This window comes from Exiguobacterium sp. s127, assembly GCF_018618695.1.
GTDB lineage: Bacteria > Bacillota > Bacilli > Exiguobacteriales > Exiguobacteriaceae > Exiguobacterium_A > Exiguobacterium_A oxidotolerans.
This window is the reverse complement of sequence record NZ_JACSMO010000011.1, coordinates 51,815-76,612: the sequence shown is the minus strand read 5'-3', so window position 1 is coordinate 76,612 and position 24,798 is coordinate 51,815. Positions and strand designations below refer to the sequence as shown.

Sequence of the window (24,798 nt, the reverse complement as noted above, 5' to 3'; positions counted from 1 at the left end):
GATTGGAAGTCCTAAATCATACTATGACTAATGGATCTCAGTTCTTGTTCTCTTCTAGGATTTCAATCAATTGATCTATCGTCAGTACCTCATCCTTTTTTCGATGAATCATTCTGTGGCAATTAGCACAGAGCGGGACTAAATCGGTGCTAGGATTGATTTCGGCAGGTCCACTAAGTTCGCTCAGTTGCTGGATATGATGGATTTCGATGTATTCCCTCCCGCGTTCTCCATAGACGGCTTCAAAATCAAATCCACATGCCTTACAGATGACACCGTGCTCTTTGATTGCCAACAATCTATTTCTAGGATTACGCTCATAATTTTTGACATATCGATACTTGATTCCGCCATCGACAAATCGCCCTTCTTCTAATTCTTCCGATTCAATATCTAATCCCACGACATCCTCTAGTCTTTGCAACTCATGATTTCGGTTCAACAATTCAATGGCAATCGTGAAATCTTGATGATTGTTCCCAAGGTTGGAAATGACGTCAGCTATGTCTTGACCACCAAAAAGACCTCTGTAATCGGCCCTCATTCCTAGATAGTAAAGAATGTTTGCTGAATCTCGACCTTTGGTATTACCACTCGTTATGCCTAGAACGTTTATGTCTAACCATCTATGCGTCCTATTGTTGATTAAGTGTTCATACAATACTCTAGCTTTTATGTCATCGGAATACTTTTTAAACTCTCTATCTCGGCCGTTAGGCTTGAGTTCTGGTAGTTCACGGTTGAATTCGTTAATCATTCTGAGGCTTCACTCCATCAATTCATCCTGATACGGTCATCGTCCATATTCAGGATGTAGATTTTAGATTTTAGGATTCACATCTTGTTTTAAAATCATTTTGCTCATCTACTTGCTTTATCAGTCCTATCTAATTGACGGGAAGTGGCTCACATTATTATTTTGAAACCTTCTTTCGTTTGTGCAATCGAATCCTGAATTAGACTCTTTTGATACTTCCCACCAACTAAAGAAGTCTTTTCTTTATTGGATTATACTTCAGTTTTCTGAGGAAGGTCTTTCAAAAGTATCTACTTTTCTAATAATTTTTCTTATAGCTGGAAGAGAGTGTTCTAAATCGATCCAAATTTTCAAGTCATGATCAAAATACATTTTTTCTTCTCTTATTCGTTCTATTGAGTTTTTTTCATCGAAATCTAAAACCCACTCCATGTTATCTCTATTCAACCCCGATTCACTCGTCCCCATCGTTTCCTCTTCCTCTTCCTCTTCCGACACTACATTAGATAAGGATTTGATACTATTATGTTCTTCGCTATTCTCCCCGAATCTCATTTCCACATCTTCAATCGTAGTTGATTCTAGTGTAAATTTCTGATTTGAATCAATATGTGATTGATAATACCACTCCCAAATAATAGTCCACTTCTGAATAAGCTTATCTACCCAGTAATGCCCCCATTCAATATCTTTCCTATTGAAGTCAAAGCTAAATATACGATTTTCACAGTCCGAATCTATATCCATTATAACTCTTGTCCGAACTGTCCATTCTGGGTGTTCAACAAGATAGAATCCCATTTCGAACATCTCTGAAAATTCATCAAGCGATTTAATCTGACCTTTTTCATCTTTAAACTTCAATTCTATCAGATCAATTTTCATTATTCTCTCCTCCGTATATTTCTATTCAAAATTTTATTTTTTGCATTACAACCCCGGTTTCGTGTTATGTATAAAGCTCGCTTTACTTTAAAATAGATTAATGTACCCTATGGAGAAAAGTCTCGAAATCAAATATAAACTTACTTCCGGTTTATTTTTGTATCGACCTTATTATTTTCTAGAGTTTTTAGATTTTTTTATTCTTTAACCAAATGGAGATGAAGAGGCATGCGACTTTTCATCGTATGCCTCTTCATCTCTATTCATAAAATATTTGTTCAACCTTACTATACTAACCTCATCTTGCAATTGATAATTTCCGGATTGCCTCTTCTATGTTGTCAAGAGAAGCTGGAACATCTATCCATCTATCCATCTCCGAGTCAAAATAAAGTCCTTCTTCCCGCATTTTTTCTTTATTATTTATTTCATCAAATTCTAAGATTTGATCTAGATTTTGATCCGCTCGTTTAAAATCATCGAATGGTCCTGATCCGTAATAAAAAATCAAGTCTTCTTTGGTATACCCTTCTAATTCTAAAACCTGCTCTTCCATCAATTCAAGTGGACGTATACGAGCTTTGGCGTAATCAATTATAGTCGGATAAACGTTAAATTTTATGTCATGTTCTAAAAATCTTTCTGAATACCATTCCCAAATCCATTTCCATTTACAGATGAAATACACCATGAAATTCACTTGTGACGTTTCTTCTAATTCATGAACATCATATGACCAGGTTATTGAATCATTCTCTAGTTCGATTTCAATTATAAAATCACCATTCATGGCTTCGTCTTCCACCAATTCCTCGATGCCTAAGCCGTTCATTTCAAGATACTCCAACAACGGAATAGATTGCTTCTCTTCCTCCCGAAACAGCACCATGATGTTTTTAATCACTTTAATCTTCATTTCAGAACCTCCAGAATTGATTGACAGGGTAAAACTGCTTGAGCTCAGGATTCATATTTCCATTGAACTTAATCCCGATTCTATAAAAATTACCATCAATGAACCTTGTAAAACCCTGAAACTCCATATGCCTACTCAATATAAGTTCATTGATTTCTTCGTGATTTTCTCTAATATTTTTTTTAACTAAATTAATGATTTCTTTAGTCGATGTCTTATTCGGGAAAAATGTTTGTTGGTTTCGAGAACCTAGACTTCCATCCCAATATCGCACATCGTGCCTATGAAGAATGTGCCCTAGCCTTTCACTTGTCATTTCGATTGGACGCACAGTATAGACATCTCTCATCTTCACTCTTTTTTTCCCATTCAAGTAATCTTTCGCAGCATCATTTGCAGGTTTTTTATTTTTGTAATTCGCTTTCGAGGGCTTTATTGTCTTGCTTACTTTCTTATTACTTTTCTTTTTGATTTTAATCTTAATCTTTTTCTGCTGCTTAATGATTTGTATAATCGCTCTTACGGCGCTAGCTCTTTGCTTTGTAGCTACTTCTTTAGGCTTTCCGAGTTCCCAAGAATCATCTTCAGCAGAGACATCAAAATCATCTTCAATCGTACGATTTCCGTCGACGTTCTCGTCTTCAAAATCTGAATCCTCTTGATTTAATTCAACGACTGTTTCGCTAGCTTCACCCTGCGCGCTCTTCGTTCGAACGATTAAATTTGTGTCTGAATAAATCTTGACCTTCTCAGACTTCCATGTCGTAGCGTCTCCTACATCATAAACGTCATAAGACTTCCCATTGTAAACCAATATTTCTGTAGTGGTATCTTTTGCTTTATTCCATCCTAGTTCGATTGCCAGTGTCCCATCATCGTTCACTAATTCGTCTTCAATCCATACTTCTGGTTCCTCTAAAGGAATTTTAACAGAAGTTTTTTGCGAAGGCTCTCTAGATCCATTTTGATGTACCGCAGTTATACTAATTTGATAACCCGAATCTAAATCTTGATTTACACCTAATAAACTATTCACCTTTCTATATAAAGAACTTGGAGAACGTGGAAGTATCTTCCCATCATCATTCGTTCTAAACGATAGTTCACCATTCGATAGCTGTTCGTCTGTAGGGAAAATCTTTTTATTTTCCGTGGTCCAGCTCGTTTGGTTGCCAGGAACGTCAAAATAGGTAGATTCATGACCATTATAGAATATTACTTGATACTTTATAACATCTTCTACGGGCTCCCAAGATACGTGAAGATCACTCGTCAATGGTGTAGATACCATTACGTCTTCCGACTCTTCGTCTACTTCATTATTTTCGCTAACGACGAACTCTACTTTCGGAGCAAGCAATTTTTTGTAGGACGTGTTCGTCTCCACTACGGTGTTCTCTTTTTCAGAAATTTCGATTGCAGAAGTACTTTCCTCACTTTCTGAATCGCTAGGTCCTAAATAACGTGAAAGGTCCGTCAAATCTTTAGTTGCATCTTCTGCACGGAACGATTGAACAGTAACATAATACAACGAGGTATCCAGACTGGAATTTTTCGTGAGATCATAAAGTTTTTCGGGAGATTTCAGTAACTCATATCCCATACCTTCTGCTTCGAACGACTTACTGACGTCACTGATTGGCCATAAACCTCTAAATTTGCTACTCCAAAATGTCTCGTCTTTATCTAGCCTTGCTACAATTTGTTTGCTCGCGCCATTGTGGAGTAAAACAACATAGCCTTTAGCTTCTTCAATTGAACTCCATGTAGTGTTTAAATATCCTAAATTTTCACTGCCCTCATACTTGAATCCTTTTCCATGAAGGACTGGGTCTTTAGTTGGGAACCAAATTTTTAACGTGCTGGAAGGTAGGCTTTCTCCTTTTTCTGATTTCGCAATGATTTTCACAAAGTAATTGGTACTATTCGAATATTTTGGACCTGTCGAGCTATAAAGTGAGCGTGGATCTGTTAAAAAATCTCTTCCATCTCCATTTTTTCTAAAAAAGGCACCCGGATTAGATGACAGTTGTTGGGCTTCTGTCGGGAATACACGCTTCCCTTTACTCGACCAGCTCGTTACGTTTCCTACCGGGATGCGTTCGTATGTCTCTCCGTTGAATATCAACAAATCATATGAACTAGCACCTTCGGTCTCGTCCCATTCTAGTTCGAACCATCCCTTACCGTCAGCTTTATTTGACTCTATTTTTTCTAACTGAGGCATTTCTGGGTTCTCAGGGATTATGCCATCTAGCACGGGCTTGACGACTGTGGATGCTTCACTAGAACCTAGTTCGTAGTCGGCCACCACTCGAAACTGATAGGCTTTTGAGGTTGTAGTAGAATTGCTACTCGTACGATACATAGGTGAGGGGTCGACTGGCAACTCCATACCGTCTCCCTCGCGGAAGGCTACTCCTCCTGTCAATGAATCTTTATCCTTATACTGTAAGATAGTCGGCCAAATTTTCTTGTTCTTCGTGCTAAAATTCGTAGCTGTCCCTTTGTAGATTGTTCGCCATCCTTTTCCGTTGAACAATTGTAGGCGGTATCCATTTGCCTCAGTAGCTTTTGTCCAGGACAGGTTGATATAACCCGTAGAGGATCCTGCTGCCGTTGGATATGCTTCTGCTTTCAGCCCCTTCATTTGAGGATAACTGTATGAAACGACCATGTTTGACTTTTTAGCAGATTCACTTGCCGTGATTTGTTTCCAGTAGTTTTGATCATTACCATTGGCATGCAATTTAAAGCCGTAGTCATTTGAAGAACCATCTGCGATTTGTTGGATTGTTTTTTTTACGTTAAACGTAGCCCATTGTTCTCTCGCAGCTGTTGTCGAGGTAATATTGGTCGACGCCGGCTTGTTGTCCCAGTTTATTGTAGAATCTGACCAATCGGAGTTTACTTTATCGAGCCATATTCCTGTCTTAGTCGTAGGATGATAGCTCCATTTCACATATGTTTTAAGATTCGCAGATGAAATGGTAGCCCCTTTCAAGTCGTTCAATCCATCCATCTTCATGAAGGCATAGTTCGTGCCGGTTTGATTATCGTATTTTCCTACGCGAAGGACATACTCTCCCTGTGCAGAGCTCCAAAACTTTTTGTAGTTCCCTTTCGGATCGGCACTCGTCACGAAAGCATCTTGTGCAGTACCATTGGTGATGGTAGGATCGATGTATACCGGGTATTGAAGGTCCTTACCATTTAACCATTCCTTATTAGGAACAAGCGCAAGACTATATCCATCATTTTCTTTGGTCAACTCGTAACGAATATCTCGACTTTCTTTAGATAAACCAGAGTTGATATCGAAGGAACTGTCACTCATCACTGGTGCGGGCATCGTGAACTCTATGCTACCATCCGCTGAATCCTTGAAAATAATATTTCCTTCGTCGTCCAATCGTGCGCCAAGCTTCGTATCAATTCGATAAATGAACTTTTCTATTTCCTCATTCGGCTCATTGAGAATGATATCTTCCTTGACCTCCTCATTCATCACGATGTGACGAACATCTAGTTCAGGATAGACATTCTTATAAATGATACGATTGTTTATCGTTTCAGCAGCTCGTCTCTCTATCTTTTGCAAACCATCTTTCGTTTGAACACCCTCGAACTGAAAAGTAATATTACTCTTGCTGTTCAAATCATTAATTTTCATGAAGGCTTCATCGGAAGAAATCATACGATCGAACTGGACATCGATTTTCGTGTTCTTTGGTTCGATGATCGATTTTTCTTTTTCAATCAGATGCATATCGACGTCGTCCCACGTCCCTTTTCTCTCCAAGAAGTTCTCATCGTTATAAACCGTTAATTCATAACTACCTTCTTCCTTCTTTTCCGTCTCCATGAATGGAGTCGTGATTGTCTCTCCAATCTTTTCTTCGAGGTCAAGACTATAGTTCTCAGAACTTTCTAGTACATCCTGCTTCGTTGCTTGCTGCTTATTTTCTTCTGCGTGTACATTATTCATATGTACGGGAATGGAACTTACAAGTAATGAGCTTGCTATCACTGACCTTGTCCACTTTTGAAATGCCTTTTTTTCCACGTTGCTCTCTCCTTTTAATTTATTTTTATAAAACATACGGAACTCTCTTTATACAACGAAAGAACCATTAAAAGTTGATTCCTTACATTTTTGTTAGGTAAATTGACCCACTTTGAAAAAACGTTTTTCTATTTATTTAATAAACCGTTAAATACATATAAAGATTATCTATTTTAATGAAATTACGAAACGCTAGTTCTTTTTTGTAGATTTAGTTAAATCCATTATTCTCAATTAAAGTTGGTAGGATTAATTAATCAAACAAAGAAATAAATTATGTTTAAATAAAAGGAGTTAGTATACATTTCGATGCCGAAATGTATACTAACTCCTTTAGATAGAAAAATGATAATTTTTTTTAGACAGTCTATTCTTTCAACTCCATAAGGCTCTATTCGTTAGTCATCATCAATATCATTCTCCACTCTAAAGCCAAAATCATATCCTCGATGAGCTCCTTCTACCTCATCAGATCAAGCACTTTTTTCAGCCATTCCGTCCATTTTTAATCGCTCTTTAGCATCTCGATTCTGCATATATGGATGTATTCCAAGAATCATTTTTTCTGTACATAGCAATCTAACGGGAAACAATTGGCATCCCGAGTCAATCGGATTTCTTTCAGGACGTATAAGAAAAAAAGCATGCCTTGCATCATGACGTCGTCAGTACCATAGCAATATTGGAGGACATTCCCGAAATCTTATGAACACGTCGTTCTCATTGGTGCATGTAGGTTCTTTAGGAACGTCTCCTTCATGGCATCCGTCTTGTATGTCGTTCTCAACTTCAAGAGAGAGGAATAGCTAAATCTATCATTCAAGAAATAGTAACGTCCTACGAACCTCACACCATTTCTGGAGCCTGCATACATCGTATCTGCCTCCTTCCAGAAGGTTTCTCGAGACTCAGACTCGAGGAACGTATGTAGAGTGTGTCCGTTAGCGACTTTCTTAAGGCCAAGTTTAACAGCATCTCAATCCTATTCTTATATTGCTACACGGATTCCAGAAAATATAGGAACGTATCACGTATCACCCTGTAACTTCTATTTCATATCTTTTCGTTGCGAGGCAAGTCGATGTCGCTCGATAGACGGTAACGATAGTGACGCCTTAATCAACTCGGCGCTGGTAAGGGAATCTTTTCATTGCTCAGACGCATGAGGAGCCTCAAATCCTTTACTCTCGAACTCACTATTTTGAGTGAAAACTTTTCAGGAACCAAAAATCTTGTGAATAGGCATCAATTTCATCGAAGCAGATCAATCTTTAGAGAAAATAAGATTGTAATATACGGTCTCATAATTCATAATAAGAACATAAGTTCTATTCAGGAGGAGATTTACTATGCTCTATCTTCATACCAACGATGAATGTTCTATTACAACGCATGAAAAACCTTCGACATTCACTTTACCGATGAATCAAATCAACACGCTACCGGACAACCATTCTTTCATCCCAACTTCAAGACAGACTGATATCCTATTGTTCATGGCCCTACGTGAAAGAATTCCTTTGATATTGCATACCTTGGATTCCTCTGAAATTCACTCCATTAATGTATACATAGAAGGAATCGATTATCTTCAAAAAAAGTTGATCATCAGACGTATGGATTCATCGATTTCGAACAAATATGACTATGTATACGAGGAGGAGTCATACCTAGACTCTTCGGTCACCCCACTCATATTAGTATGACTCTCTTCCTATGAAAGATATTTGAAATGTATACACACCGAAGAAAGATTTGAATAGCCTTCTCAAACTCGAATTCATTATCCATATCATACTTTTCATGATTCTGAACATCCTCTTCCTTGATGAGATACAGAAAACCACATGCCTCTTCTCTATCCTTTTGTCCTGTATCAAGTTCATTATTGTGCACTGAATATCAAAGCTCCTCCACCGGAGACGAACGGATGGGCCAGTCGTCTCCTCCCCCTTCCGAAAAAGTTCAATTCCATCCTCATGAAACAAATATCTCTTCTTTATCTTAAAAATAGTATCATCTCGTTTCATCATATATTCGTGTGGTCGTCTTTGGACGTTCTAATGACAGGACGTCTCGGATCATCGACCAAAAGTATAAACGATTATCCTCCTTCCAAGGCCTCAGAGCGTTCTGCAGTTTAATCGTCTAATCCACAGAATAGTCTTCTCGTCAATAGATAGTAGTTTTTTATTTCCAACAACTAGATGTAGATTTAAAATTTGTCGAATAACGACTTATAATTATTGATTGATATCAGATTTTTTCTCCGACAAGAAACAGGTTATCTACTCCTTTAGTTTCTAATCGCTAACCTTAGAGGCATCGCGGTATCCTTCCTATATCTAGCCTGATATGTTTCTTGGGCTTGACAATAAGTCCATAGACCTCAAGTAACAACATTTCTTGTATGTGCGAAGAGCGGTGTAAACAGTATTAGTTCATGGGTACATTCGTAACATCTAAATAATAATCAATTGGAGGAACCTCTGAAAAATAAGTAGCGTCTCGCCCACACCAAGATGGTAAAATGATGTTCGAAAAGGTTCATTTCCAAAAGAAAGAATGGAGGTTTTATTAATGAGTAAACAACTTATGCAATACTCAATAACATGGAACGGAGAAGAACTTGAGCAGGGAATGATGATGGCTGATGGAGAGTCTGTCTATGAGATGACCGAAGATGTTACGTCACATCTCGAAAAAATTTACGATCTATTCAATCTTGAGTTTATAGACGTTTCGGATAGCTGGACATTCTCAGGAAGCCTTCGTCAACGACCAGTCGTCCTTACCTTCTCACCGGTCGGTACTCCTGCGGATAAGTTCGCAGTGGACGAGGAAGTTAACTAATACCCTCCCTTGAAAAGAAGGTAGACTAAATAGGGAATTGAACAATCCATCCAGGTGTTAGTTACCATACATACTGCAAGAGAGCCTACTCGGCTCCTTTTTTAATCATCCGATATTCACTAAAAAATACCTACTCGAATATGTATCCGTCTTCTTTTCACTAAAGGTTTATTTCAATCAAAAAAGGTATACATTTCAATATAGAAATGTGTACCTTTTTAACTTGACAAATTTAGGGTCTATAAATCTCATAGATATCATTTTTCATAAAAAATGAGTGATTTTTATAGATTTAAGCCAATACTGGATTTTTACCTGTTGAAGCATGAAGTAAATCAAACATCGTAATGATAGCTCCATCACAAAAAAGTGAAGGGTTAGAATCGAGGTTTCCTTTTAAACTTTCAAAAAATTTTTTATAAGAAATATCCAAACTTGAATATCCGCCCGTACCAAACCGAGGTGTTTTTTTAGTACCTTTACTCTCCGTCCAATGAGGATATGAATCAAACAATTCTTTGTTTGCATACATCATGGATAAAAACCCCATAATCATATCTCTAGGCCTGAAGTCATTCTCTTTCTTAAAATTACTATACTGTTGGAAATCTAAACTACCGTAATTCAGTTCCTGCTCGAAGAACAACCAGGATAAGACCATCAGAGCGTCCGATTGATCACTATCTATATTTTCATGGATGATTTCTTCACCATTATAGACACTCAGACACTGATCATATGTTACATATTCATATAAATCTTGGAATACATTGTAATGTGTCACTTCTCCATCATAGAGTTCTTTATACCTTTGTTTAGCATCCAGATAAAAATCAAAAATACCATGACTTAAATACTGTTTTTTCCATCTCGATTCACTTTTGTCATGTTTCTTAGCGGCATTAAAAGCCACCAATCCATTATATGACTTATACTCTATAGAAAAATCACCATATTTCTCACTTCTGTGTATCACCTGTACGGGAATGAATATCTTTTTTCCCCCTCCGATGAACCGTTCTTTGATTTTAATCTCGTTTGTCTCGATTCTTCTCCTTGCCTTCTCGCTAAGTCCGAGACTCTCGATATTCGCATCTTTAGAATGCTTTTGGTTCAGTATCTCTGAAAAATCTTCATGCAATTCTTGTATCATTTCAGAATATCTTGCATACATTCTTTTTCCCCCTTCTACACTTATCCCACGGTTCCGACGAATAGCGAATTTTCCGACCACGATTCAATAATTTCGTATCGTTACTTCGGTGTGAATAGTTCATCTAAAGTAGAGAAATCATTTCATTAGCATCTCTAATTTTTCGTCGAGAGTCATTTCTTCTTTGGCAAATCGTAAAACTGGTTCTTGCAGCATAAATTTATTCACCTGGCCGATGTAGAAATTAGTTTCTACCTTTTTGAACATCTTTCTTACCAATTGAATTTGAGGCGGATTCTCTAGGTACATTAGCATTTTTTCAGAAGTAATTTTTCCTTGATAGCATTCAAACTTTTCGGGAAGAAACTCCATCACTTCTTTTTTATTAATCATTTTCTTTGAAGGTTCTTTCCTTAGAATCATCGAGCTGAACGATGAAGCATCCACTACGAATGTTTCTCCATGTTTTTGGTTACTTCCCATCATCGACGTAGTGAGGACGATTTTATGGATGTTCTTAATCGAGAAGTCATCGGAGAGTTTTAAATCTTTCTTGATTACGTTCTCGTGATCAGAAAAATGTCTAGCAATCCTGTCGAGTTGTTTTACATTATCTTCGATTTTCTTAAGATGGTTAGCATGCTGGCGGATTTTCATCGGCTGAATATGCGCCTTACACTCGACAAGATAGATATCATCATCTAGACGGAAGGCTACATCGCATTGAAATTCTTCTTTATTGTGACGGTCAGTAATACTCGAACATGTTATGCCAGCCTCTGACAACCAACTGATCACATTAGATTCAAAAGCATAACCCCTGAAATCCAGTTGTATACGTTCATTCAAAAAGTTTGAGCTGATTGATTTTCCTGCATCTGCATTGTATGTGATGGATGGTACGAGTAACAAATATTCTCCAAATTCAATGAATGGATAGTCGAAAAAATCTGTAGACCTGGAATGGAACGTGAACTGATTCATAATGATTTCAGCTTCTTTTCGATTAAATCCATTTTTAGAAAAGAAACTCAACCATTCTTTTTTCTTTTTCATTAATAGGATGCTATTCATGCTGAGTCTATGGGGGCCTGCATCTAGTTTTTTCCCACATTCATCTTGAATTATTTCATACGCCTCTAGCCACTTGATTAAAGCTATATCCTTACTATAGGCTTTAGAAGAATCAATAAAAAAATTGTCCATGAAATCCGTACTAACCATTCTCCTGAGTATCCCATGAGTTTTCTTTTCATTTTCATCATCAGAGAATGTTCTCCTAAACGAGTGTTCATGAACGTTTTCCATCTGCTTATGCGCGACAAGAAGATGAGCTCTATGATCAGAAATCATATTGTGCAGGTCAAAATTATCATCAATAAACTCAGCCTTAATTTTTTGTTCATCAATGAATTCAATAGATAAATCTGCAAATTTCCAATTCTCATACAAGAAGTCTATGTCATTCCATAGCAAATTTAACTTAGCATGTACATCCGCCATCCTCAAATCTTCTATTTTGAAGATTCTATTGTGCTTATCTTGAGGATAATTTTTATACTTGAAATATTTGAATACTTTGTTACTGACTTCCGTAAAAACTTCATAGGTATCTATTTCTTTTTGTGGGTATAAAATCTCTTTTCCATTCTCTCGTTTTGAAAGTTTTTTTATGGTTTCTCCCATTTTTTGAAGAGCGAGTTCTAAGTAAATCAAGTAAGTATTCACTTCGAAAACACTGTTTCCAGAAACCAATTCATTGAAAGCTTTTTCTCTAGACTTAGTTATCTGATTGTACATATTTTCAAATATTTTTTTATCTTCTTTTAATCTATTAAGTATTTCTTCATCTTGAGGAGTGACTATCGATTTTTCAATAATATCAATACATTCAGTAAATAGATTTTCATATTTTTTGGTATTCAATGCATCCACGACTATTCCAGATAATTTTAGGATTTCAGTGGCATGTGTGATGTCGGATTCGGTACAGGCTTTTTTGAGTTCTCGTAAAAAAATCGTTTCATCTTTTAGCATGTTTTCATATTTATAAAAATCATATTCGCTCATAGATATGTCCACTACCTTCCTAATCATTACTGCAAAGAAAAGAAGAAATACGTCTAGTGACAACAAACAAATCGTTGGTATATGTACCAATGATGATCTAAATTTGACACATTCCTTCTATATCTAGTATGAAGCGTTCAATCTTGATTTATTCTGATTCTAAAAAAATTTAATTACGAACAAAAGTTCTTTTTGATTCATATCCATTATTAGATGCTTCTAATCTTCTTTTTAGCTCCACTGTTTCTTGAAAGCTTTTCTAATAAAATTTCATTCAATAATCTATTTATTTCTTCGAAAGCATCTAAAGAATCATTTCGGTAATTTGTATACATTCTTAGGACGAAGTGAATTATTGAAAAAGCCAATATAGTGAGAATAACCAACATGAAGAGTGAGATGTCTTTGACCTCTGACGCTTTTGCTATTGTCAATAAAGTCGTCAGCATGATTGATACATAGGTCGGATTGAAATTATAATAGCTCTTTTTTGAATCTATTTTTTTTACGATTATGCTAGAGAGATGTCTAAATTGTTCTGCTTCGGATAGAGAATACTCATCTCTTAAATATTTCTGTAAGATTTCTTTGAGATAAATATCCTTTTTTTTATGATAAACGAAAAAATTTTTATTAGATTTTTTCTCAAAAAGAATCGAGAGCATGAGCAATAGCAAGCTAATCGAGAGCCAGAAGACGATATAAAGAATGTTACTCGTATGAAAGACGACATACTGAGCTATTAGGAATGATGGTATGAAAAGTAATGTGGACCAAAAATATACAATGAAATCGCCAGTTCTTTTCACCGACTTATAATGTTCTTTCGAGTATTTCTTGGACTCGACCTTAAAGTTCTCTAGAATATCATCAATCATGACTGTGGCACCTTATTATCCTTTTTAATCATCATAAAAAAGTAGTCCTCACTAAACCATGATCTCCAGAATGGACAACTTCTGCGAACCCACCATTAATCAAAGTCATCTGTGGGGGGAAATGTCCGATGTCGAGATCATATAACACCGGGATATCAAATTCCGAAAAGATGTCCTCGAACGCTTGCTGGATAGTAAAATCTTGATATTGTTTACAATCATCGATTCGGCCGAACATGACACCTTTTATATTGTCAAACCATCCTGCCTCCCTCATCTGCCATAGTGACTGATAGACATTAGCAGTGTCCATGTTCGTACATTCTAAATACCAAACGATTCCCTCCGAGAATTTGGTCTCATCTATCAGAGAATTGATGTGATCCTGAGAAGTTCCGATTAGGTTTCTGATGGTGTTCAAACACCCACCTAACAATCTTCCTGAGAATTCAGATTGACGATTAGGAAGCGCACATTTCCATTTGGTCGGTTGATTCAAATTGAACTGGACATCCTCCTCCGTATCGCTAGCTGGCCAGTTTATTTGATAATACTCAGATGCATGCTGTTCGAAAACATCTCCATGTTTAGTAGTGAGTGCTCCTAACCATCCCTTGGTGACATCATCCCATTCTTGGAAAGAAAGATCTATGATGTTCGGACCATGGGCACTAGCTATACGTCCTTTGGTGGAGAGCATGAAATTGAATGTACTGATATCTGAATAGCCTAACACCCACTTCGGCTCAGTTTCTCTTAGCGATACCCAATCAACGGCTTTAATCAGATCTAGTGCAAAGTTACCTCCCCAAGGCGGTATGATGGCTGCGACCGAATCATCTTTCCAAAAATTCATGAATTCGTTCAATCTCTTCTCGACAGATGCGCTTTTCCCCTTTGATTGTGTCCATACTGTCTCACCTATTTCAACAACGTAACCTAGTTTTTCTAGATATGTTTTAGTCTTGATTACAAGATGATGCATTCCCTCATGCACACCACTAGAAAAGGCTGAAATTGCAATTTTATCACCTTTTTGTATTGGTTTTGGATATAAAATATTCATTGATTGTTATTCTCCTTATAATTTAACTATTAATCAGGCACTATTCTTCAAGGAATCTAGTCTTTTCTCCTCCATCAACGGTAATAGCTTAATAAACACACCTAGACCTATCACCGCGAAGACACAAAACATACTAGTCATCATCCAGCTATCTAGAATGCTGCTAATCGATACACACAGATATGATATAAGCAACGCTCCTCGTGTGACCAAATCATTGATCGCTAAGTATGTACTCCTAGAACTATCAGGAATCATCGATGCAAGATAGTTGTTATGTACAGGAGTATATAAGAGCTCTCCGATTGACGCGAAAAACATGGCACACACTAGTATGATTAGATTTTCACTGTATGAGATAATTAAATATCCCAGAGAGTAGATTATTAGTCCCATAATCAGTACATGCTTATCCATATATTTTTTTATGAAATAGTTCGCGATGAATACGAAGAAGATGACGATTATTGTATTTTCAGCCCTAAGTATCCCTAACATACTGGCTCCTTCAATCTTCATATCGATGAATGGTATATTTTGACTCTTTCCGTCTATGTCATAGAGCTTGACTGCTATGTAGTTCATCAGTTGAAACTCAAGAGAAACCAATAGAAGAAGAGCCAGAGTAGAATGGATAAAGAGCTTATCTTTAAACACTCCAAGATAGCTTTTAGAGATTGATTTTAAACTCGTCTTCTCTGTTCGTTCCCCACTAGAGCTCGGGACATACGATTCTTTGATGAAGAAGATAATCAGGAGAGTAGAAATTGCGACTAGAACGGAGAATGCTAACAATAACTCAAAAAAATAATTTTCGAACAATAATCCGCCTAGGATTGCACCTACGGCAATTGAAATGTTATTCGCCCAATAAATTATAGAGTACATATACTTTCGATTTTCTGGAGAACTCACATCAATCAACATAGCCGTAGCTGCAGGTCCTGAAAATCCAGCACATAAACTATTCAGAATCATCATGCACATCGTTATATATGCGGAAACTTCAATAGAATGATTCAATGGTCCGTTCACTAGTGTCATCGTCACTATGCTCACAAACTTTATGGATTCCGCTGTCGCCCAGATTTTTTTTCTTCCGAATCGGTCTGAGTAATATCCTCCGATAAAACTAGAGATCATCCCAAAAATGATACTGACGGAAAGAATGATACCCGCAATGCCTACACCTAGAGCATTCGCAAAATATATGGTCATGAACGGGTAAATCATGTTACTCGCCGAACTAGAAAGTAATGATTCGATTATTCGAATCTTGATGTTCAAATGGAAATCTCTGAATCTCATCCTCATCCCTCCATTCATTTCAGGAAATGATTCAATATGCGCTCCTTGCTCATCAAAAACTCCTTCAATGCATCTTGAGTTATAAATCCCTTCAAAAACTTCTCTATGTTCCACGAAATCATTTTCATGGTATTGTCACATAGATAATAATTGAAATCATTATCAAACTTATGCCGCTCGACCTCATAACCTTGTTCCCTTAGGGATTTCCCATAAAAATTTTTCAACTCTTTTATTAAGTGAATTTCCTGAACATCTTGGATGAAGAGGGTAAAATCTCGTAATGGTGATGATACGCAGGCCCACTCCCAGTCGATGAAGTATATCTCATCGTCCTTGTAAAAAATGTTGTCCAGATGGGGATCGCCATGATTGAAGGTTTTTTCATCGGACGGTTCTGGGAATCTTCTCTGAAATTCCGAATGAATCTTTCTTAATGTCGAAATAGATTCTTCATCAAACCAACTTAGGTTTTTTTTAAGTAAATTTTGCAGCATAGGCAAGGTCCATACGCTCCAGTTAGATATGTCTACATACTCTCGTCGTGAATCCATGGACAAGAATCTTTCGCTATGCATTTTTCCTGATGAATGAATCTTACTTAATGATTGTACAGCTTGATACAAAAGAGATTGTTTTTCGGAACTATTCAAGCCAACCCTCTTTAGCGGGACACCTAAATCTTCCATTATCATTCCTTTAGGAGATTCAGTATAAATCTTTATGACTCGAGGAATATTTGCCCGGATATTTTGTCTGATGAGTTCGTAAACTTCTAACTCGTTTCCGCTCTTCTCTGTAAACTCTTTATAGATATAAGGTTCGTCATTTATTTTTAGTCTGAACAATTTACTTGCAGATAATACATCTATTTCATGGATACTATGAATTCTCTGATCAAAGTTCATCAGTCGTCGGTGCGCTCCCATATCGATTCACTCACATTTCTAATTAATGAACTCTGTATGGATTGAATTGCAGTGTCTGACTTTAAATCAGTTCTCCAACCCATACAGAATTAAACATGAATAAGGAATCAGACTAATTTAGCCTTGATTCTACGTACTCCACTCGAAGAGCTTTCTTCTTTGAGTACTTTGAAGACTCCAAGTTCATTCGTTTTCACTACGTGAGGACCTCCACAAATTTCTTTTGAGAAATCGCCAATAGTATAGACCTTTACTTTTTCATCATATCGGTTCTCAAAAAGTCCTATAGCACCACTTTCTTTTGCTTCTTTAACGTTCATTTCTTGATTGCTTATTTCGAGCCCTTTACTAATTTGTTTGTTGACTATCTCTTCTACTAACTTAATCTCATCCTTTGTAACTTTCCGATCGAACGTAAAGTCAAAACGTAATCTTTCAGGGGTGATGTTACTACCACGCTGTTCCACCGTCACACCCAAAACTCTTCTCAATGCTTCATGTAGGAGATGAGTCGCGGTATGTAGCCGCGTCGTTTCAGTAGAGTTGTCCGCCAATCCACCCTTGAATTTTTTAGCACCACCTTCTTGAGAAAGTAGACGATGCGAGTTAAAACGTTCCTGATATTCGACCATATCAATTTCAAGGTTTCTTTCTGAAGCTAGTTCCTGCGTGAATTCAATCGGGAATCCAAAAGTGTCGTATAAACGGAATGCATCCGTTCCACTGATGATTGTATGATCAGAAGATAGTCTATTAATCACTTTTTCGAATTCTTTCAATCCTTGAGTGAGGGTCTTGCTGAATCGAATCAATTCCTTATTGAGTTCTCTTTTTATGGTTTCTTCATTGGTCAATAATTCAGGATAGGCTTTTTGATATTTGTCGATTATGGTTTGAGCAATATCAATCAGTCCATCATGATTGATATTTAACATTTGAGCATATCGAGCTGCTCTACGAATCAATCGGCGTAATACATATCCTTGGTCTACATTGGAAGGAACGATTCCTTTATGATCACCTAACATGAATGTAGACGTTCGGATATGATCTGCTATGATTCGGATTGACTTTTCTGTCTCACTTTCAACGATTTGGATTTCTCCCAAGGATTTGATTTTTTCAATCGTCTGTTCGAAGAGATCCGTCTCATAGACTGACCCACCGTTCAGTGCTACGAGAATTCGTTCTAACCCCATTCCGGTATCTACGTTCTTTTGTTTCAATAACGTATACGTGCCGTTCTCATCTTTGTTGTACTCCATGAACACATTGTTCCATATCTCGATGAATCTTCCACAATCACAAGAAGGATTACATTTATCAGAACATTTAGCGATATCGGTCTCGATAAAGATTTCGGTATCCGGACCACATGGTCCACTCTCACCAGCAGGTCCCCACCAGTTATCTTTTTTAGATAGGAAGAAAATATGATCTTTGTTCACGCCTTGGTCTAACCAATATTGATAGGATTCCTCGTCTCTTGGTGCATCCTCGTCACCTTCGAATACCGTGAAGTAAAGTCTGCTCTTATCAATTCCAAGCCATTCTTCAGAAGTGAGAAACTCCCAACTCCATTTGATCGAATCTTTCTTAAAGTAGTCACCTAATGACCAGTTTCCTAACATTTCAAAGAAGGTGCAATGAGTATCATCTCCCACTTCTTCGATATCTCCAGTTCTAACACATCTTTGTACATTGGTTAGTTTTGTTCCTTGAGGATGATTTTCTCCTAATAAATAAGGTACGAGTGGTTGCATTCCTGCAGTAATGAACAAAACCGTCGGATCGTTTTCCGGGATTATTGATTTACTCGAAATGATTTTGTGTTTCTTTGATTCAAAAAATTTAAGATATTTTTCTCTAATCTCTTCAGCATTATATTTTCTCATTTTCTTCACCTCATAGTTCAAATTAATTCCTTAATGAATTGATCAACTTGTCTTTTCGTCTCTTTTTCGCTCCCAGAGTTATCAATCACTTTTACCTCCGGGACATCCGGGAATCGTCCCGAGAACAGCACTTGATTATAGGAATCGTATAACCTCTTCAATGTTTCCTTCGTTTCCCAGAACTTGAATCCGTCAGTCTGTCTTTCGTTGATTCTTTGGAATGCTATATCAGGAGGGGTATCTAAGAAAACGATAATATCCGACATTTTGACGCCAAGTTTTCGTTGCATGTCATATGTGACGAAAGGGTCAATTCCGAACACCACTTCGTGATATACAATATCACTGACTAAGCTTCTATCGGCAATAATCCACTGATTCTTTTCAATGCTAGGTACAATTGTGCGATCTTGATGTTCTTTCTTATCTAAGGCATAAGATTCTGTGATTTGTTCTTTCGAGTGAAGCCTTCCCTCCCTCACATCTACGATAATTTCTGAATGTTTCGGTAGTAGGAAGGAATGAGGTCCCGTAGAGAGTGCTTTTACATCAGCATCCCAAAAGGATGAGGTGATGTATCTTCTCAAGCTGGATTTACCAGACCCATCAGTTCCTTCCAGACTGATAAATTTTGCTTTTTTATCCTGTTGAGTATACATCAAATCGTCCCTCCCTCGGATAATTTTTCATTAAAATTTCAGTCAACCACTCATTGTCAATATCACCGTTTACGATTTTAGTAAATTTGATTTCTTCACCTTCGAGTACGGATTTTAAGGTATTAATTTTTTTAAAGATCAGCTCAGCGTTTACCGTGTTTGGTGCGAACATTGAATCAGATTCCGAAAGTCTCTCATAGAAAAAATACTTCAGTGATTGACCGAAATGATGTGCCAGATATTCCTTATCTCCCTCATCCACCTTTAACTCCAATCCTTTCAAGAAGAATGATAAGAAGTGGTGAGAACCGTATTTTAGTATCTTATCAATATGACCGAATACAGGATCAGAAATATTTAAATGAATCAATCCAGATATCATCCCTTCCGTAGGGGGGATATTTTGATCTGATTGATTATGAAGCTGAATCAATGATGTACTAATCTCTGGTATCTGAAAATATCGCACTTCATTCAAGTACTTGAATGCTTCCTGTAATCGAAGTTTGAACTTCTCCAGTTCATTTTGACTATGATTTTTCGAATCGATAATGAACCATTTTTTATCCTTATAAGTAATTTGATTGTTTGTGGCGCTAAGCTCTTCAATCAATTTCTCATAGCCCTCCGGGTCTTCAGAAATAAATCTATGAATATATTCAAGCAGGCTATACTTCGTAAGACTTCCACCAGGATTTAGATCATCCAAATCAGCTTGTAGACGAACATGACTTTGGATTAATTCTTCTTGTAATAAATCGGAGCGATTCCGTACGCTAGTATGAGCATACTCGTAATAGAGCTGAATCGTTCTTCCATCAACCATTGAACTCCACATTTTCAAAACCCTCCATTTTTTTCATCTCGATCATGATTTCATGTTGCAATAAGAATATGAACTCTTGCGCCTCGTCCGTGAACGAGGAATCTTTCCCTTCAAAAGGCATGGAGATAATTCTTATGAATTCATCAATCAGAGTATGATCTTTTGTTTTTTTTCTGACCTTCTCCAACTTCTTATAGAACCATTTCTTATTCGGATTCGTTTCACCATGAATGGACATATATGCTAACATCAAATTTTGAAGAACATCCCTTAAAATGAAAAATGCTGATCCATAATCTTCTTCTGTTAGCGAAGCATTGGCATTCTTTAGTTGTTTTGTACCTGAGGTTGAATATCTTAGTGCTAATGAATAGTCGAATCGGCTGAACGATACAGATTGGTGGTAATCAATATTTATTAGTGGACTATAAATCTCCACCGCATACTTTAAGCGATGAAGGAAGTCATAGTCATATTTTTCAAGTTCTGAAGGCTTCTCCTTCAAACGACGAAACATATCACGAAGGAACAATCTGTCGTATATTACAAAATCGAGTGTCATCATTTCAAAATTGATATCCCTGATAATCTCTATCTTTCTTGAGTTATCCAGTTCGGCAATTACGAAAATGTCGAAATCAGAATTACTATTACCTATCCCTTCGATTATCGACCCTGTCACCATGACAGCCTCTAAGTCATACTTGTTTTGTAGATACTCCAGTACTAATGGGATGATTGAGTCAATTCGTTTCAATTTTTTCATAATGATCCATGTAAAATTTACGAATTTTTCTTATCTTATCCTGTAGACCTTCCTGTGTCCTCGATTTGACGACCACTTTACCCACTCGATTCGATGTCGCTTCCGTAATGTCAGGAATAGGTTCTCCAGTCGTCCACTCATGCATCATGGTCACAACACCATCAAGTTTCAGTACATCCTTCTCGGAAGGTAAGAACGTTGATTCCTTTGAAGGCGACGGGAGATAAGTATGTCCATAATAATGAGTGATTTCATCTAGACGAGGAGTTTCCACCGTCTCCCCCACTGAAATTTGTAATAGAACTTCATACAGATCTATATCGAACATCTGCTTGAACGTCTCAGCGATATAATTCCCTGGAATTCGTGAGGCGCATTCCCCGAACACTATGACGTTGGTGAGCGGATCAATGAAGAATTCCATATGGAATACCCCGTTCTCTAAGTTCAAGGTCTGTAAGGTATCCTTTAAATAGATACCGACTTCTTCATATAGAGTGGTATGACTTTCAGGACGTAGCATCGTATCATTGAGTAGCCAACCGTTCCGGATGTTGATACAGGGCTTTTCGTATTTTGATACAGCAAAGAACTTGATTTCCCCATTAGAGACCCAACCATCAGCGTGATACTCTTCCCCACTTATGAAGCGTTCTTCGAACAGCTTCAGGACACCCTTTTTATTAAAATAATTGATTTTATCGGTGTACTCTTCAATATCACGGACGATGAACGTATCCTCCGAGCCACCACCAGCAATCGGTTTTAAGACCAGTGGAAAATCATTAATTTTATGACGCTCATCCATCTCTCTTAGATTAAGAATCCGGAAGCTGTTACTATCTATAGTTTTGGATAGTAGTTTTTTTTGGAGATACTTATTCCTGAACGCCATCGCGGTTAGTGGTGGCATGAAGGGCTTTGACAAATGTTCTCCTAGTAGTGAAGCATTTAGAATGAAATACTCAAAAGTAGAGAAGACACCGTCGAACTTCAACTGACCTTCTCTTGATAATGCTCCTAAAATCAATTCCAGCTTCACATTATTTTGAGTATAGATTCTTGTTTCGTGCGCCTGGCACTCCGGGATTTTATTCGGACGATCCCAATCGTCAATTATTGAAACCAATTCATAGTTCAGTCTTTTGGCAGCATCGGTCACCTCTTTTCGGTATCCAAAGCTAAGAACTTTTTTATGGTACATATTGAAACTCCTCCCTTAAGTATCAAGTTAGTCCTTTGAACTTTAACAGTGCTTCTTCCAGCGTTTTTTCGACATCCTCCACTGACGTCCCCTTTACCATCAGGCTTCCCGTTGATGAAGTCGTGCTCTTAGTAGGGTCAGGCAAATCGCTACCAGGATTCCAATTGTATTCCACACGTTCTACACCAGGTATCTGATATAATTCTTTCTCGTCTGGTAAGATCGCTTTATTTGATGCTAGAGGTGGTAAATCGGTTTCTCCGTAATAAAATGAAGATGCAGCTTCCACTGTCAAAACCTGTTCTCCTAATGCGAACGTCATTGCGATTTCATGTAAGTCCACATCGAACATCGCTTTAATTACTGAAGGAACCGGATAACCTCCCACCCTGGCCCCACATTCTCCAAACACAAACCCTTCTTCGTCACGGAACAGCTCCATGTGAAATACACCGTCGTTCAATTCTAATGTTCGCAACGTACCTTCCACGAACACTCGGGCTTCTTGATATAACGCCTCATTTTCCTCAGGGCGATATGTGATACTACTGTTCATCCATCCATTCTTGGTTTCGATACAAGGCTTCAAGTATCTAGAGACCGTGACGAATTCTAAAACACTCTCTTGCATCCACCCATTGATGTGCCATTCTTCTCCTTTTACATAATCCTCAACTATCAATTGTTGTGGAAGGTTTGTGTTATGTGCATGATGTTGAAGAATTTTCTCTAATCCACTTACATCATGGACCACATGTGTATGCTCCGCACCAGAACCACTTAACGGCTTCACTACTGATGGAAAGCCAACTGCGTCTAGTTCTCTTTTTTTGTTTTGAACGGATATTTTTCTTGAAGATGCCGTTCTATATTCAGACCTGATAAAGTCTTTTTGTAATTGCTTGTCTCTAAAACGGATCAAAGTCATTGGAAAACCTTTGGATTTCGTAAATACACTCGACAAAAACGATGCATTAACGACAAAAGATTCATGTGCCGAATATACCGCATCAAAATTAGTCTCCTCATTCTCGATAAGTGCAGATAACACATCCTCCATACTGGTATTATTTTTCGTAAGAATTCTGGTCTCATTTTGTTTAGGTGAAGGAAGTTGATCTACATCATCCCACGCATCCAGTAATACTACTAGCTTAAATCCCTTATCTTCACAGATGTCTGCTATCTCTTTCCTATAGCCGAACGTTAAAATATTTTTCATTATCGATTAAAACACCTTTCATTTAAAATTGAGATATCACAACAGTTTTTTCTCATCATGAATTTTCTCAGATTGATAGTCTCGGAAAATCCGGTTCCATTTTTCATCCTCTTCGAGAGAATCCAACATGCTCAAACATGAGGCTACATGGCTTTTAAATGTTCTGACCGCACTAATTAATGAGAACTGTTTATCGAATAGACTAGGGGAATCTCCGACCTTATATAAGATGGGATCTAATAAATATGGATTAAGTTGTAATGCAGATTGTAAAAACTCTAAAGCCATTTTTGGAGAAGTTTTTTCTAATAACGAAGCAATATTTATATAAGTATGGGCAGCATTTTTATTAATCTTTAGATTTTTAAGTAATAGTGCCAACGTCTTATCAAGATTTCCTTCTAAATAATGTACTTCTGCTAGAAGCGTAAGCATGGTATCGTCAGAAGTCTGCTCGCTCAATATTTCTTTGACTTCATTCAATCTTTTTTCTGCCAGATATAGCTGTGCTAGGAAAACCTTGCCTAGATACGAGTTATTTCCATCTATTCGAATAGCTTCTAAGAATAATTTTTCCGCTTTTTTTGTTTCGCCGATGACGCTGTATTCGAGTCCTAGAAACAATGTCACGTCTGATAACTCCGATTCTGAGAGTTCCTTCCGAAGGCATTCTTTGTGGAGTTCGCCGCGGTATATCTTTCTTTTGAACTTTGCTCGATTGTAGATTATATTGTCATAATGGTGGATTGATATCCCTGAATCGATGATTTCTCCTCCAAGATTTCTGACGGATGGAAGGATGGACGTGTGGATGTTCACCTGGTTGTATCTTAGTTCACGTTTCTTTCGAATCAATCTTGGAATCTGTCGATTAAACGCCCATCTTCCTAATCCCGTATACTCATATCTAGACAACGTGAATCCTAGCACGTTATCGTGATGCTGATACTTCTCGATTAACGTCTCGATTTTTTCTAAGTCGCTTCTATGTATTCGCTCATCACAATCAAGTATTAAAGACCATTCTGTTCCAGTTTCGTCTAAACAGAGATTCCGTTTTATCGATTCAGAATAATCATTCTTTTTTTCAGGAAATAGTTCATTAAACGGAATCACCTTCGCATTGAATTTTCTAGAGATATTTGAGCATTCCGTGCCATTGCTGCTGTCTACGATGACAAATTCATTCACATACTTTTTCAGATGTTCTAGACAGCCTCTTAACAAGTCCGGTTCATCTTTGACTAGAATACAAGCTGTAATTGACATATTAATAATCTCCTAGAATTTTTTTCTAAAAACGAAAAAACAAATGAATAAACATACGTAACCCAAGAGGAATGTC

The 24,798-nt window shown here is 37.4% G+C and carries 17 protein-coding genes; 1 reads left to right on the top strand and 16 read right to left on the bottom strand.

All coding sequences use genetic code 11. From position 1 onward, the window contains the following. Window positions 1-37: 37 nt before the first annotated feature. The 4 genes from KNP98_RS13345 to KNP98_RS13330 all read right to left on the bottom strand — a co-directional run bounded on the left by KNP98_RS13345 (window position 38) and on the right by KNP98_RS13330 (window position 6,624). On the bottom strand, window positions 38-757 hold the full coding sequence (locus KNP98_RS13345) for an HNH endonuclease (protein WP_214811852.1): 720 nt from the start codon (window positions 755-757) through the stop codon (window positions 38-40). Between the two features lie 258 nt (window positions 758-1,015). Further along, window positions 1,016-1,642 carry a hypothetical protein gene (locus tag KNP98_RS13340; protein WP_214811850.1) on the bottom strand — a complete coding sequence of 209 codons (627 nt, stop codon included), beginning with the start codon at window positions 1,640-1,642 and terminating at the stop codon, window positions 1,016-1,018. 298 nt (window positions 1,643-1,940) lie between these two features. Further along, the gene (locus KNP98_RS13335) at window positions 1,941-2,558 is read right to left on the bottom strand and encodes a hypothetical protein (protein ID WP_214811847.1); all 618 of its coding nucleotides are present in this window, start codon (window positions 2,556-2,558) and stop codon (window positions 1,941-1,943) included. A gap of 1 nt (window position 2,559) precedes the next feature. After that, the gene (locus KNP98_RS13330) at window positions 2,560-6,624 is read right to left on the bottom strand and encodes a DNRLRE domain-containing protein (RefSeq protein WP_214811845.1); all 4,065 of its coding nucleotides are present in this window, start codon (window positions 6,622-6,624) and stop codon (window positions 2,560-2,562) included. 2,580 nt (window positions 6,625-9,204) lie between these two features. Between KNP98_RS13330 and KNP98_RS13325 the strand changes: the two genes are divergently transcribed. Then, a complete protein-coding gene (locus KNP98_RS13325; protein ID WP_188005500.1) occupies window positions 9,205-9,477 on the top strand; it encodes a hypothetical protein in 273 nt (90 codons plus the stop codon). Window positions 9,478-9,769: 292 nt separating this feature from the next. Here the strand turns inward: KNP98_RS13325 and KNP98_RS13320 are convergent, their stop codons facing one another. The 12 genes from KNP98_RS13320 to KNP98_RS13265 all read right to left on the bottom strand — a co-directional run bounded on the left by KNP98_RS13320 (window position 9,770) and on the right by KNP98_RS13265 (window position 24,722). Next, complete coding sequence (locus KNP98_RS13320; RefSeq protein ID WP_214811842.1) at window positions 9,770-10,651, bottom strand: hypothetical protein; 882 nt, start codon at window positions 10,649-10,651, stop codon at window positions 9,770-9,772. A 117-nt stretch (window positions 10,652-10,768) separates the two neighbouring features. After that, window positions 10,769-12,700: a hypothetical protein gene (locus KNP98_RS13315; RefSeq protein WP_214811840.1), complete on the bottom strand. Its 1,932-nt coding sequence runs from the start codon at window positions 12,698-12,700 to the stop codon at window positions 10,769-10,771. Window positions 12,701-13,609: 909 nt separating this feature from the next. Next, window positions 13,610-14,644: a S66 family peptidase gene (locus tag KNP98_RS13310; RefSeq protein ID WP_214811838.1), complete on the bottom strand. Its 1,035-nt coding sequence runs from the start codon at window positions 14,642-14,644 to the stop codon at window positions 13,610-13,612. Window positions 14,645-14,677: 33 nt separating this feature from the next. Further along, window positions 14,678-16,066, bottom strand: a complete 1,389-nt coding sequence (locus tag KNP98_RS13305) for an MFS transporter (protein ID WP_214811836.1) — start codon at window positions 16,064-16,066, stop codon at window positions 14,678-14,680. Then, entirely contained in the window at window positions 15,967-16,860 is an 894-nt protein-coding gene (locus KNP98_RS13300; protein WP_214811833.1) for an aminoglycoside phosphotransferase family protein, read from the bottom strand. Before KNP98_RS13300 ends, KNP98_RS13305 begins: the two co-directional genes overlap by 100 nt. A 128-nt stretch (window positions 16,861-16,988) precedes the next feature. Further along, window positions 16,989-18,776: an alanine--tRNA ligase gene (locus KNP98_RS13295; RefSeq protein ID WP_214811830.1), complete on the bottom strand. Its 1,788-nt coding sequence runs from the start codon at window positions 18,774-18,776 to the stop codon at window positions 16,989-16,991. 17 nt (window positions 18,777-18,793) lie between these two features. Continuing rightward, window positions 18,794-19,435 carry a dTMP kinase gene (locus KNP98_RS13290; RefSeq protein ID WP_214811827.1) on the bottom strand — a complete coding sequence of 214 codons (642 nt, stop codon included), beginning with the start codon at window positions 19,433-19,435 and terminating at the stop codon, window positions 18,794-18,796. Further along, on the bottom strand, window positions 19,416-20,273 hold the full coding sequence (locus KNP98_RS13285; RefSeq protein WP_214811824.1) for a hypothetical protein: 858 nt from the start codon (window positions 20,271-20,273) through the stop codon (window positions 19,416-19,418). Before KNP98_RS13285 ends, KNP98_RS13290 begins: the two co-directional genes overlap by 20 nt. Then, the gene (locus KNP98_RS13280; RefSeq protein ID WP_214811821.1) at window positions 20,254-21,027 is read right to left on the bottom strand and encodes a hypothetical protein; all 774 of its coding nucleotides are present in this window, start codon (window positions 21,025-21,027) and stop codon (window positions 20,254-20,256) included. The genes KNP98_RS13285 and KNP98_RS13280 overlap by 20 nt, the downstream gene beginning before the upstream one ends. Beyond that, window positions 21,005-22,231, bottom strand: coding sequence for an ATP-grasp domain-containing protein (locus tag KNP98_RS13275; RefSeq protein WP_214811818.1), 1,227 nt, complete (start codon window positions 22,229-22,231; stop codon window positions 21,005-21,007). Before KNP98_RS13275 ends, KNP98_RS13280 begins: the two co-directional genes overlap by 23 nt. 22 nt (window positions 22,232-22,253) lie before the next feature. Continuing rightward, window positions 22,254-23,453 (bottom strand): ATP-grasp domain-containing protein, encoded by a 1,200-nt coding sequence (locus KNP98_RS13270; RefSeq protein WP_214811815.1) that lies wholly within the window; start codon window positions 23,451-23,453, stop codon window positions 22,254-22,256. A 36-nt stretch (window positions 23,454-23,489) separates the two neighbouring features. Next, a complete protein-coding gene (locus tag KNP98_RS13265; protein ID WP_214811813.1) occupies window positions 23,490-24,722 on the bottom strand; it encodes a tetratricopeptide repeat-containing glycosyltransferase in 1,233 nt (410 codons plus the stop codon). Between the last annotated feature and the right edge of the window lie 76 nt (window positions 24,723-24,798).